This is a genomic window from Crinalium epipsammum PCC 9333 (genome assembly GCF_000317495.1).
GTDB lineage: Bacteria > Cyanobacteriota > Cyanobacteriia > Cyanobacteriales > PCC-9333 > Crinalium > Crinalium epipsammum.
In genome coordinates this window covers 2,483,539-2,496,165 of the sequence record NC_019753.1, presented here as the reverse complement: position 1 = coordinate 2,496,165, position 12,627 = coordinate 2,483,539, and the positions used below count along the sequence as shown (strand labels likewise).

The window sequence follows — 12,627 nt, the reverse complement described above, 5'->3', positions numbered from 1 at the left end:
AATCATCTTAGTTACTGTATGACTGGCTTCCTTGTTGCTACAACCTGTTCAATAATATCAGCCGCTTTTTCGACTCCCCCAGCTTGCTTAATCGCCTCTTGTAACCTGACTGCATTCTTTTTGTAAGAATCTTCTGTTAACACCTTCCGGATCGCAGTTCGCAGTTTGGAAGCATTTACACTCTTAATAGGTATGGCTTCACCACATCCTGCCCAAGCGATACGCGCTGCTACCCCTGGTTGATCGTTAGTAATCGGAATAGCCACCATCGGCACCCCATTATTAAGGGATTCTAAAGTAGTATTCATGCCCGCGTGGGTAATAGTAAGAGTAGCTTTTTTAAGTAATTCTAGTTGTGGCGCATATTTTACAACCAAAGGCGAACCAGGAAGTTCTGGCAGAGATTCTGGGCTAGTAGAACCACCCAAAGAAATTACTAATTGGGCATCCAATCCTACACAAGCTTCAGCAATCTGCTGAAAAATTTTAATCAGGCGATTTTGTATAGTTCCCATTGAAGCATAAATTAACGGTTGCCCAGTTAACTTTTCATAGGGAAAATCAGGAACTTCTCGACCAACTAAGCTATGATAAGGTCCTGGGAAATGGAAGCAGCTAGGCAAATTTTCTCTAGGGAATTCCAATTCAAAAGGCTGTTGACTGATTTGAGCTAGTTGAGAATAACGAGCATTAGGGCTAGAGTGAGGCGGTAGTTTCCATTCTTGACGATACTCATTGATAACCTCTGTGATTGGCTGTGCAATCCGCTTCAACACCTGATAACCTAATTTGTTACGCATCCGCGCCCACGACGCAGGGTTGTATTTCCAGTTTGTGAAATAAGGTGGGACACTTTCGTCGCGATTCAGTACGACTGCGCTGCAAATGGTAATAAAGGGAATGCCCAGAAAATCCGCAATAGTTCCTCCTTCTGGTGAAACTTGGTCTACTAAGAGTGCTTCTACACCTGCTTGTTTCATCACTGACGGTGCATCTCGAAGCATAACAGCAGTCCTATCCTTTAACAGACTGACAGTATATCGAAATGCTTCGCGACCGCTTAGTTCCCCCAACTTAGCCCATGAGTCTGGCATCGTCCCTTTTGGAAAATCAGTTTCTCCAATTACTTGAAATTCTAATCCTGCTGCCAATGTTTGAGATTGAGCATCAAATATCCCAAATAATGTGACGCGATGACCGCGCCTTTGCAGTTCTTTTCCCAACGGAAGCATGGTGTTGAGGTGTCCAGTTGAGGTGGGACAAATTAGACCAAAATGAGTCATAATTAAAGTGGAGGAATAGAGAAAAAATTTATACTTAGTTCGTAAATACTCAGAAATAGAAATATCCGCAGGCTTAATCTTTATACCATATCAGATTGGGGTGTTGGGGTTAAACTATGTAGTGTTTAATTATGCCTTATACTCGCCTGATTTAAATGTTTTTTCTTCCTGCAACTTCTGATCAAGGGTTACTGTTACTATACAGCCAAAAATTTGAGCGATCTCACTCAAAAGACAGTAAAATTACTCGAAGTTACCCCACCTTTAGCACAGGCGCAACTTGCTGTAAACAAGTCTTCCTTATGTTCCAAGCCTGGTTCTCTAAAGTGTACCTGGGGATCAATTACTCCAGGCAACAAAGTTAAATTTTCTGCGTCTATTACTTTATCAGTGTCAGAAACCGGAATTTCAGGAGCCACCTGAATGATCTCTAGATCGCGAATTTGCACATCTCCTTGCAAAAATTCACCTGTAGGTAAGAGAATGCGAGAACGGCGAATCATCAAAGAGCTAGGGTTAGACGTAGGAGGTTATGGATGGATATCTGCGTCAAAAGTTAGAAATAATTCTTTTTTAGTCCGAAACTTGAGTCCGAAGTGGCAAGATTCGATTAAAATTGATAAATGATAATATTTATGTACTCAAGCAAAATTATTTAAGGATGAAACTGATCATCCGGCAAAATTCATAACCTCAGATTAGCAAACAATCCGTTTTAATTGAAATAAATTTGTAAATTAGAATCAGTTACCTCCTTATTGGTCAGCATAATTAACCATCTATGACTCGCGTGCAAAATCAACCATCAGAAAATATACCCCAGCAAAAATCCGAAAACCCCTGGGTAGAAGCAGTAAAGACAATTGGGCTAAGTGCAATTTTGGCATTTGGGATTCGTTCTTTCGTAGCGGAAGCACGGTATATTCCATCTGGCTCAATGTTGCCAACGCTGCAAATTAACGATCGCCTAATTATAGATAAATTAAGTTACAAGTTTAAGAATCCCCAGCGCGGAGATATTGTGGTGTTTAATCCTACTGAAACACTGGAAAAGCAAAATTTCCACGATGCTTTTATTAAACGGGTGATTGGTACACCTGGCGATAAAGTCGAGGTGAAAGGCGGACGGGTTTATGTTAACGATCAAGCTTTGCGAGAAAAGTATATTGAAGAAGAACCCCACTATAACTGGGGACCTGTAACAGTACCATCTCATTCTTATTTAGTACTAGGGGATAATCGTAACAACAGTTACGATAGCCATTATTGGGGATTCGTTCCTACTGAGAAAATAATTGGTAGGGCGGCGGTACGCTTCTGGCCCATGAATCGTGTAGGAGAAGTAAATCCCGAACCGCTATATCCTTCTGCTAAGTAAAAGTCTTGAGAATGTATAGACGCGCCTTTGCTCCGCCATGCTACAAATGTAGTGCGGGCATATTGCCCGCCTAATGTTTTGTGTAAGTCTTTGTTCACTCAACCTTTAAAGCTATTCCAAATTTGCACAACCTGACCTGTGATTTGTTGCCCTAACCAAGAAGTATTAGAGGAGCGAGATTTAAGTGTCTGCGTTGTAACGTTCCAAGTTTTATCAGGGTCAAACAAAATTAGTTCAGCAGGAACATCTAGAGTAATAGCTTTAAGAGATTGACCTAAAAATTGTGCTGGTTGAACGCTTAAGACACGCCAGAGTTCCAGCGCAGACCACTTTTCCGTTACTACAAAATTCTGCCACAGTAAAGGAAGTGCCAATTCTAAGCCAATAGTGCCAGATGGAGCCTCACCAAAGGAAACAGTTTTTTCTTCGTAGGTGTAGGGTGTATGATCAATTGCGATCGCATCTATTACACCATTACGAACTCCCCAAATCAATGCCTCTTGGTCATCTGGGTTCCCCAAAGGCGGTTCTAGATGCAAGTTAGGGTCATAACTACTTACTGCATTTGTATTTAGTAATAAATGTATCCAAGTGGTACTTGCTGTTATCGGCAAACCACGCTGCTTGGCACTTTGAATTAATTCCACACCGCGCGAAGTTGAAACCCGCATAATATGGACAGGCGTACCAGTAGCCTCCACAATTTCTAGAATAGCAGCAAGGGCAGATGATTCTGAGATCGCAGGATTTCCAGGTAGCCCAAAACAAACAGATTGAAAACCTTCTCGCATCACCCCATTACCAGCCAATTGCTGATTACAAGGAAACAAAGCCACAGGTTTACCTAAACTTTTCAGGTATTCCAGCATTCGCCGTAATAGCCCCAAGTTTTGGATTGGTTTACCATCAGCAAAGCCGACAACTCCAGCATCCGCCAACTCTGCCAACTCTGTCATTTGTTCACCCTTTACCCCCATAGTAAGAGCGCCCCAGAAATATAGATGGGGGGATGGGGATAAATTTTCTTGGCTTTGTACCCTCCTTTCTCCTCCCTCCTCCCCCCTCTCCCTCTGATGGGATGGGGAAAAATTTTCTTTGCCCTGTATCTTTTGTTGTAACTGTGCTAACCCACCTAAGTTATCTATAGGCGGTAGCGTATTTGGGAGAATTGCTAATCTAGTAAAACCGCCAGCAGTAGCAGCTTTCATCAGCGATTCTACAGTTTCTCGTTCTTCAAAGCCTGGTTCCCCAGAGTGGCTGTATAAATCAACCAACCCTGGCGCTAATACCATACCTTGACAATTTTGCACTAATGTATGCTCTGGAAAATCCAGAATTTGATCTGCCACCGACTTAATTATGCCGTCGGCAATTAACACATCAGCAATCTTGTCAGTTCCAGAAACAGGGTCTAATACTCTTACTTGTTGAAGCAGTGTATTCATAGATATGGCATTTTAAGTGTTGAGCTTTGCAACAGGACATTACGCACCGCAAGCTTGAAACCTAGATCCCCCCTAACCCCCCTTTTGATAGTGGGGAAGATTCAAAGTCCCCCTTAAAAAGGGGGATTTAGGGGAATCATTGCGTAAATCTAGCAGCAAATAACTCCTCCCTCCTCCCTCCTCACCCCTCCCTCTACAAAGCGCCTGCGGCAGTTTTATCCAAAACGCTACCAGAAAGGTGACTGGTAATATTCAAAGACTGCAATACAGGCATTCCTTCTAGACCTTGCGGGTAGTCAATTACCGTTACAGCGCCGTTACCTTGCTTAATTTTCCAGAAATCTTCTAACCCTAAACCCATGACATAACAAAGAATAACTTTGTTGGTAGCATCATGAGCCACAACCATACAAGTTTGAGCTTCATTAGCCGCAGCAGTAACAATATCATTCCACGCCTCAGTAGCTCTGTCCCATACCTGTTGTAAATTTTCCCCTTCAGGCATTTGCACTTCTGCGGGTGTATTTCGCCAACGATCTAACTCACCAGGGAATTCTTGCTCAATTTCTGCTTCTAACTTACCTTCCCACAACCCGTGACCTATTTCGCTTAATTCAACATTAAGTTCTAATTGCACATCAGGATGATACTGAAGAATAATCTCTGCTGTTTCCTTGGGGCGTACCATTGGGCTAGTAACCGCTAAGTGAATTGGTACTTCTTTAAGAAACTCAGCCGCTTTTTGTGCTTGTTGCCGACCGTTATCATTGAGTGGAATATCAATTTGTCCTTGGAAGCGTGTTTGACGGTTCCATTCTGTTTCGCCGTGACGGACAAGTAATAAGCGCGGTACTGGATGACCTTCCCTTGGTTCTGGTAAAGCAACTCCCATGTGTCCAATTTGATTCATCGACTCTAGTTGGACAGATTCACCCCACTTACCAGCGAAATTTAGCACAGTAACGCCACAGTTAGATTGTTGAATCGAGTGGTAGCGGGCGGCGGGTATTCCCAATGCTGTGCTAATTAAAGCGCGGTTAATGCCATTGTGCGCCACAATCAGGATGGTTTCTCCTTGGTTGCTAGATAATAATTCCTGCCAAAAATGCTGCGCTTGCTCATACAACGCTAAAACGGGGAAGAAATCTTTTGAGCCATTTTCCCCAGGAATACTCATAGAAAATTCGTGGGGGCATTGCTTCCAGCACTTATATTCATCAGGAAATTTATCTTTAACATCCTGCTTGATCATTTTCTCCCACAATGGCAAATCAATCTCCATCAGGTTAGGAGATGTCTGCAATTCGGTAGGATAATTCAAGCAGGATAAAATTATTTCTGCTGTGCTTTTTGCCCGTTGTAGCGGACTAGCATAAATAGCATCAAATTTTAAGCTTTTAAGTGTCTCACCAACTTTACTAGCATCGGCGCGACCTTTTTCTGTCAAGACTGACTCATCACAACGACCTTGGATGCGACGTTGGCTGTTATAGCTGCTTTGACCGTGACGCACGATAATAACGCGAGTAGTCAATCTTTTCTCCATAAAAAATTAGGGTATATTGCTGAAAAAATAACGCTGTCGGTTTTAGCTAAATCCTTGTTTTCCAGCACAAAGACTTTAGAACACAAGCCATACACAAAAGTATCAAGTTTTGTGTATCTGTGGTTAACTAATTTAGGTTGAATATTTTTAACGGTGGGCGGGTTCGGAAAAGTTATCAAACCCTCTTTCCCTCTCTCCTCCCTCCCTAAAATATAAAATTTAGAAACACAACAGCTTATGTTGCACGTTGATGGGACTCCTCCCTCCTCCCTATTTTCAAGACAAATCTATGTTGATGTCTAATATTTAACCAACTCAAGATCAAGGTGGTTGAGTCGAGGGGGAGTATTATCTCCCGCCCCTCTCATTTAGATCCGGACGTGCCCGTTTCCGTGCATCCGGCTCCCGATGTTCTTGGCTTGCGCCTTTGCTCATGTGGGCGTAATCGTGGCAGCTTTCGTGAATGGCTAGAAGGTTGTTTTTCTTCCAATTGTTATGGTTCCCATCAATATGATGGAGATGTACCTTTTCATTACTAAGCATTTTTAAGCCACAATATCCGCATGAATGGTTTTGCTTTTTGAGAGCTTTAGAGGTTTCGCCATTATAGAGTTTGCTGTTACGCTCACTCCAGTAGGTGATATCCCCGTCGAAGGGCGATTTCTCACCTTTGACGTTGATATGTTTGTTTTCGGAGTTAGGAACTGTGGGGAATGCTTTATCAAGCAGTGACTTGCTGGTGTTGCGAGTTTGTTTTGGTTCCTTGTTGAATACCGTGAATGCTCTTTGCTGGATGTGATATAGCGAGTTTCGTGACCCGTCCATCTTGCAGTGGCGGTGGTAATTCCTCCAGCCTCTAACTACAGGGGCTAATTTCTCAGCCTTTGTGGTAGCACCATAATTCGAGTTGTTGACGATGTGTTTGACTTTCTGACGAAAAGCCTTGTAATTGTCCTCTGATGGGACGCATCTAAACTTACCGTTGTTTTGCACTTTGAAGTGCCAACCGAGGAAATCAAACCCATCTGTCGTAGCGGTTAGCTTGGTTTTCTTTTCACTAATCTTCATCCCCCTTTCTGCTAGAAACTGGCTTATTTGCTCAAGTATTGCCACTGCATCGTCTTTAGGCTTTAAAATGAACACCATGTCATCCGCATAACGCACGGATTGGTGGATGTCCTCTATGCCATTGAGTGCAATGTTAGCTAATAGGGGACTCACCACCCCCCCTTGCGGGGTTCCCTGTTCGGGGAATTCTGGGTTGACTCCTGCTTTGAGACATCGGTATATTCCGAGCTTTATGCCTGATGGGGCAATGAGTCGTTCCATTATGGATTTGTGAGCAATCCTATCGAAGCATTTTTCGATATCGAGTTCTATAACCCGTTTTTCTATTCCATGACTCGTGGAGCGTAGATGATCGAATAGGTATTTTTGAGCGTCATGTGCAGCCCTACCCGTCCTAAACCCGTAACTCTTGGCATGGAAAGTTGCTTCGTGTGCTGGTTCTAGGGCTAGTTTTACCAGGCATTGCCAAGCTCTATCCCCGATAGTCGGCACTTTTAAAAGGCGGGTTGTCCCGTCCTTCTTAGGTATGGGTATTTCCCGTAGCTTCTGGTGTTTCCATTTGCTACTTCTGGTTCTAAGTTCTTCACTCAGAGCAAACCTTTCCTCATGATTGAGTGAGGCTTTGCCGTCTATACCTGCCGTTCTTTTTCCAGCGTTTAGCTGCGTTACCTGACGTATTGCCAGCATCCTAGCTGCGGTTGACTTGAGTATCAACCTCTGTAAGGACATAGCTTTCCGCTTGTCTCCAACCTGAATCGCTTTGAACACTCGCCTTTGGAGGCGGAATAAATCCTTCTGGAATTTCTTCCAGGGCAGATTCTTCCAAGTTTCACTAGCATTGCTGCTGTGTCTAAACATACTCTTCTCCAGTTCGTGTTTTCTGAACACCTCAGACCAATTACGGTCTGTCCTACCCGACTTAAGGGAGTTCCGACGCTCGTCTGTCCTACTTGGGATTCGACATTCCCTTGACCCTTAAATCGTTTTTATTCGTTCCTTCGGTTAGATTGTTCGTTCCGTTAGGTGTAGCCAATTCAACCATTGGAACCCCTAGACTCTTACCGCTATTGACGAAATATGCGGCGGGGTTATCTCCAATAAAGTCAGGGTTTTTGATGTTATGCCCTGCTTCTTCCTGGGTTGCTTTTTTAGGCTCTGTTTCACCGTAGGAACTCCCCGTTAGCGCCAGTGTCATCTCATAACAGATGTCTGATTGCGCTCTGTTCCCAGCTTCACCCTCCAGAAACCGAGTCTGGTCAGTGTGGGCAGTTAGGGAGTCATGCCTGAGTCTGGCAGAAGGGGCTTGCACCCTTATCAGACCGAAAGTTCAGCCTTTTGTTGACAGTAATCTGCTGTCAGGCTGGAAGTGCTATGTACGGACTTTCACCGTGATTCACACTTCAACGAATCGCACTTCGTCTGAAGGTGCGATAATTCGACTCAGGCGAAGCTAATCTAAGAGGGATTTTATGACCATCAAGCGATTAATTTTGATTGTGCTGACACTTGTGGCAGTTGTCAAGATAAGCCTTTCATTAATAGAAAGCTGGGGTCAGCCTCAGATTCAAAGCCGTCTAGAACTATATCAAACTAATCTACTGCTCCATGCGTCAGAATGGCAAGGTGGTCGAAATAGCGGTGATTTTATCCCAGCAGGTGGAGAAGGGAATACAAATTTAAAAGCTCTCCAAAGTAGTTTAGTTGGCAATGAACCGTTAAAGGTTGCGACTAAGCAGTATACGGAAGCTGTTGATTTAGCTAGTAGCAGTCTAAATAAGGCACAAAAGCAACTGCAACAAGTGCAGTCGCAACCAGTTATACCTTCAGATGCACCTAAAGAAAAGTTACCATACCCTCCGATTGAGGAAGCTTCATCTACTAAGCAACAGTTGCAGGGTTCAATTAATCAGTTAGAAAGCTTGAGAGATGAGCTAGATTTGCGATTAGGGATAATCCAAACAAAGCAAAAGGAAACTGATGCGGCGGTAAAAACTTGGAATGATTTAATTGCGCGTCACTCAGGAAAATCGGAAATGTCTTCAGTTAAGACAGCGCAAGTTTTAGTTGGTTTGTGGAGTATACCACCGCGCTTAGTACCAAATGCTGAGGCACAAATTCAGAAAGATTTAGATAGTTGGTTCCGCTATCAGGGTTTAATTAAACTCTACAATGTGCAGCAGCGTCAAGATGATTTGGTTAAGTTACAAGCACAGGAACAACAGGTTGCACAGCAAGCAATTGTTAAGTTAGCAATTATTGGGGGAATTCCGGTAATTAGCTGTTTAATTGGAACAGGGTTAGTGATATTTTTGGTTGTACAACTGTTAATTAAAGGGAAGCGATCGCTTATTGCTCAAAATGATAATCTTACTTGGGAAACGCCTTGGAATGGTGAAATTGTTTGGCAAGTTTTCATAGTTGGTTTTTTCTTTATCGGACAAATTTTACTTCCCCTAGTATTTGGTTTATTTTTTGGTCTTTCTAAAATCAATCCTGCTAGCTTTGATAGTCGCGCTAAAGCTTTCTATGTACTATTAAGCTATTTATTAATGTCAGCAGGCGGAGTGACTGTTTTATATCTTTCTATCAAGAAATTTTTACCTTTGCCTAAAGATTGGTTTCGTTTTGATTGGCGGGGTGGCTGGATACTGTGGGGGTTTGGTGGCTATTTTGTGGCGCTACCGCTAGTAATTTTAGTATCCTTAGTTAATCAAAAGCTTTGGCAAGGACAAGGCGGGAGTAATCCAATTCTGCCAATTGCTTTAGAGAATCGGGATGGCATAGCATTAACAATATTTTTTACCACAGCAGCGATCGCCGCGCCACTATTTGAGGAATTCTTATTCCGAGGTTTTCTGCTACCTTCACTCACCCGTTATTTCCCTGCTTGGGGTGCAATTATTCTCAGTAGCTTTTTGTTTGCTATTGCACACCTGAGTTTGTCTGAAGTATTACCACTAATGACACTAGGGATAATATTGGGGGTAGTATATACGCGATCGCGCAATTTACTATCCTCTATACTCCTACATAGCCTGTGGAATAGTGGCACACTTCTAAGTTTATTTATCTTAGGTAGCGGTGGTAGTTAATCTGTAAACATTAGTATTCGCCAAAAAGGGAGGCTTAATGCCTCCCTTTTTCTCTGCATTTCATCCTTTACTAGACACGCTTAAAAATTTAAATGTGTGGGATTATGTCAAATTGAGTATTTTAAGCTATCGTTTTGGATTACTTGTATATGGAAGCATCATCTTGGCAATCTACATGAATGGAATTTGCCAAGAAGTCTAATATAAAAGCTTGCAGCGACAGGGTGAAACCTGACAGCTACACAAATGCGCTTCCTGCGCGGACTACAAAAAGCAGGGGTTTTAAAGCCTCGGTAGACAGGGAAGAACAATATTTATGCACGCGCCCAAGCTTTCAGTCTGTGGGTGATGTGGCGCTTTAGGTAATTTCGCTTACCCTCAAAGAAGAAACACTTGATCTACAGGTGTTGCTAATCTTTAACGGTAAGTTTAAAAAGTCTGTATTATATGCAAGTTTTAAGTGAAATCCCAGTTTCTACCCCAAACATAGCCCGTGAAACTATTACTCTTGATGTGACGGGCATGAAATGTGCTGGTTGCGTGAAGGCAGTAGAAAGGCAATTAAGTTCTCAATCTGGTGTTCTCAATGCCTGTGTGAATTTGCTGACAGAGGTAGCAGTTGTAGAATGTGAGGTAGGTACTGTAAACCCAGATACTCTAGCTGATAAGTTAACTTCTACAGGTTTTCCTACTCAACCGCGTTATGCTCAAGGACAACTTGCTGGTACTAATACTTCAATTACACCATCCCAACGGCATCAGCAAGAAAGTTACCAGTTATTAGGGCGCTTAATCGTCGCAGGTATTTTGCTAGTGCTATCGGGGATAGGTCATTTTAGCTACCACGCTTCTCATCTTGCCTCTCACCCTTCACCAAGTCCTTACACCTCATTCTTAGTTTCAATTTGGTTTCATTGGGGACTAGCAACATTAGCATTACTTGCGCCAGGGCGTTCGATGCTGGTAGATGGTTGGCGCGGTTTGCGGCATGGTATGCCGAATATGAACACTCTAGTAGGGTTGGGAACATTAACGGCGTACACGGCGAGTGTGGTGGCGTTGTTATTCCCACAACTAGGTTGGGAGTGCTTTTTTGATGAGCCAGTAATGCTTGTAGGTTTTATTTTATTGGGGCGCACGTTGGAGCAACAGGCAAGACATCGAGCTTCGGCAGCGTTTGAGGCTTTGTTAGCACTTCAGCCCAAGGTTGCTCGTTTGATTGGTAAATCAGCGCCAGTAAATTTTGAACAACCTGGGATTGAAATCCCTGTAGAGCAAGTAAGGGTGGGGGAATGGTTACGAGTTTTGCCTGGTGAAAAAATCCCTGTGGATGGGGAAGTTTGTGATGGTAAAACTGCTGTTGATGAATCTATGTTGACAGGGGAACCAATGCCTGTTGTTAAACAAGCTGGAGATTTAGTAGCCGCAGGGACTTTAAATCAGTCAGGAGTAATTACTCTTCAGGCTACACGCACAGGGAAAGACACAACTCTAGCTCAAATTGTGGCAATGGTTGAGGAGGCACAAACTCGTAAAGCACCTGTACAGCGATTGGTGGATACGGTGGCGGGATATTTCACTTATGGTGTAATGGCGATCGCTTCTATAACTTTCCTATTCTGGTACTTTATTGGCACTCATTTCGATCACTCCTCTCTCCTCACTCCTCCCTCCTCACTCCTCTTAAGTTTAAAGTTAGCGATCGCAGTTTTAGTTGTCGCTTGTCCTTGCGCTCTTGGTTTAGCTACTCCTACTGCTATTTTGGTAGGTACTAGCATTGGTGCGGAAAAAGGCTTATTAATTAAAGGTGGCGATATTCTCGAAAAAGTCCACAAGTTAAACACCGTAGTTTTTGATAAAACTGGTACTCTCACCAGTGGCAAACCTAGAGTAACTGATTGCGTAGTTCCAGAACAATCGGACATAGAAGAATCTTACATCATGCAACTAGCCGCAGCAGCAGAAAGTGGCACTTGTCATCCTTTAGCTTTGGCAATTGGGCAGGAAGCTCAACGCCTTGAGTTAACAATTCCATCCGCACAAGATTGTTATACAGAAGCGGGGTTAGGTGTGTCTGCTTTAGTAACAGGGAAGCGAGTATTACTAGGTAACGGTGATTGGTTGAAGTTACAACAAATTACTATTAGTGATGATTGGGAAGCTAAGGCGCAAGCTCTTTCCGATGCAGGTAAAACAGTTGTTTATATCGCTGTTGATGGAGTAATTGCGGGATTAATTGCTGTCACAGATACCCTGAGAGCGGATGCTAAAGAAACAGTGGAACGCTTGCAAAAGATGGGGTTGCGGGTGATAATTTTAACTGGCGATCGCCTTGAAGTTGCTAATGCGATCGCGACTCAGTTAGAAATTAACTTTGATCAAATAGTGGCAGGTATCCGTCCAGAAGGCAAAGCGTCAGCAATTGCTAATTTACAAGCTCAAGGATATCGAGTAGCGATGGTGGGGGATGGTATAAATGATGCACCCGCTTTAGCGCAAGCAGATGTCGGTATTTCTTTGCACGGCAGTACAGATGTAGCAATGGAAACTGCTGGAATAGTTTTGATGCGATCGCGTTTGTTGGATGCTGTAGCTGCTATTCAACTTTCTCGCGCTACCTTCAACAAAGTCCGCCAGAACCTTTTTTGGGCATTAGGATATAACGTACTAGCTATCCCAGTTGCGGCTGGTTTATTTCTACCTAGTTTGGGAATCTTGCTTAGTCCCGCCTCAGCAGGAGCTTTAATGGCGTTTAGCTCTGTTAGTGTAGTGACTAACTCACTGTTACTTCGTCGCAGTTTCAAATAATATCATT

The 12,627-nt window shown here is 43.2% G+C and carries 9 protein-coding genes and 1 pseudogene; 4 read left to right on the top strand and 6 right to left on the bottom strand.

Features of this window, described 5'->3' with window-relative positions; all coding sequences use genetic code 11:
* Positions 1-11: 11 nt before the first annotated feature.
* Entirely contained in the window at positions 12-1,283 is a 1,272-nt protein-coding gene (locus CRI9333_RS10705; protein WP_015203184.1) for a glycosyltransferase, read from the bottom strand.
* 248 nt (positions 1,284-1,531) lie between these two features.
* Positions 1,532-1,786, bottom strand: a pseudogene (locus tag CRI9333_RS10700) (dihydroorotase); the annotation flags it as partial.
* Between the two features lie 278 nt (positions 1,787-2,064).
* Between CRI9333_RS10700 and lepB the strand changes: the two are divergent.
* Positions 2,065-2,661 (top strand): signal peptidase I, encoded by a 597-nt coding sequence (gene lepB / locus CRI9333_RS10695; protein WP_015203182.1) that lies wholly within the window; start codon positions 2,065-2,067, stop codon positions 2,659-2,661.
* Positions 2,662-2,759: 98 nt separating this feature from the next.
* On the opposite strand, the gene CRI9333_RS10690 is transcribed toward lepB, so the two are convergent.
* The 4 genes from CRI9333_RS10690 to CRI9333_RS10675 form a co-directional block, all read right to left on the bottom strand.
* Positions 2,760-4,106: a dihydroorotase gene (locus CRI9333_RS10690; protein WP_015203181.1), complete on the bottom strand. Its 1,347-nt coding sequence runs from the start codon at positions 4,104-4,106 to the stop codon at positions 2,760-2,762.
* Positions 4,107-4,299: 193 nt separating this feature from the next.
* Positions 4,300-5,652 (bottom strand): histidine phosphatase family protein, encoded by a 1,353-nt coding sequence (locus CRI9333_RS10685; RefSeq protein ID WP_015203180.1) that lies wholly within the window; start codon positions 5,650-5,652, stop codon positions 4,300-4,302.
* Between the two features lie 348 nt (positions 5,653-6,000).
* Positions 6,001-7,578, bottom strand: coding sequence for a group II intron reverse transcriptase/maturase (locus CRI9333_RS10680; RefSeq protein WP_015202579.1), 1,578 nt, complete (start codon positions 7,576-7,578; stop codon positions 6,001-6,003).
* 88 nt (positions 7,579-7,666) lie between these two features.
* A complete protein-coding gene (locus tag CRI9333_RS10675; RefSeq protein ID WP_015202580.1) occupies positions 7,667-8,029 on the bottom strand; it encodes a hypothetical protein in 363 nt (120 codons plus the stop codon).
* A gap of 160 nt (positions 8,030-8,189) precedes the next feature.
* On the opposite strand from CRI9333_RS10675, the gene CRI9333_RS10670 reads away from it, so the two are divergent.
* The 3 genes from CRI9333_RS10670 to CRI9333_RS10665 all read left to right on the top strand — a co-directional run bounded on the left by CRI9333_RS10670 (position 8,190) and on the right by CRI9333_RS10665 (position 12,620).
* Positions 8,190-9,812: a CPBP family intramembrane glutamic endopeptidase gene (locus tag CRI9333_RS10670; protein ID WP_015203179.1), complete on the top strand. Its 1,623-nt coding sequence runs from the start codon at positions 8,190-8,192 to the stop codon at positions 9,810-9,812.
* A 37-nt stretch (positions 9,813-9,849) separates the two neighbouring features.
* Positions 9,850-10,014, top strand: coding sequence for a hypothetical protein (locus CRI9333_RS26720; protein WP_015203178.1), 165 nt, complete (start codon positions 9,850-9,852; stop codon positions 10,012-10,014).
* A 245-nt stretch (positions 10,015-10,259) separates the two neighbouring features.
* Entirely contained in the window at positions 10,260-12,620 is a 2,361-nt protein-coding gene (locus tag CRI9333_RS10665; protein ID WP_015203177.1) for a heavy metal translocating P-type ATPase, read from the top strand.
* Positions 12,621-12,627 lie beyond the last annotated feature (7 nt).

Excerpts from the sequence above, each read along its gene's own strand:
- CRI9333_RS10680 (WP_015202579.1), bottom strand. The coding sequence starts at position 7,578 with ATGTTTAGACACAGCAGCAATGCTAGTGAAACTTGGAAGAATCTGCCC.
- CRI9333_RS10685 (WP_015203180.1), bottom strand. The coding sequence starts at position 5,652 with ATGGAGAAAAGATTGACTACTCGCGTTATTATCGTGCGTCACGGTCAA.
- CRI9333_RS10690 (WP_015203181.1), bottom strand. The coding sequence starts at position 4,106 with ATGAATACACTGCTTCAACAAGTAAGAGTATTAGACCCTGTTTCTGGA.
- CRI9333_RS10670 (WP_015203179.1), top strand. The coding sequence starts at position 8,190 with ATGACCATCAAGCGATTAATTTTGATTGTGCTGACACTTGTGGCAGTT.
- lepB (WP_015203182.1), top strand. The coding sequence starts at position 2,065 with ATGACTCGCGTGCAAAATCAACCATCAGAAAATATACCCCAGCAAAAA.
- CRI9333_RS10665 (WP_015203177.1), top strand. The coding sequence starts at position 10,260 with ATGCAAGTTTTAAGTGAAATCCCAGTTTCTACCCCAAACATAGCCCGT.
- CRI9333_RS10705 (WP_015203184.1), bottom strand. The coding sequence starts at position 1,283 with ATGACTCATTTTGGTCTAATTTGTCCCACCTCAACTGGACACCTCAAC.
- CRI9333_RS26720 (WP_015203178.1), top strand. The coding sequence starts at position 9,850 with ATGCCTCCCTTTTTCTCTGCATTTCATCCTTTACTAGACACGCTTAAA.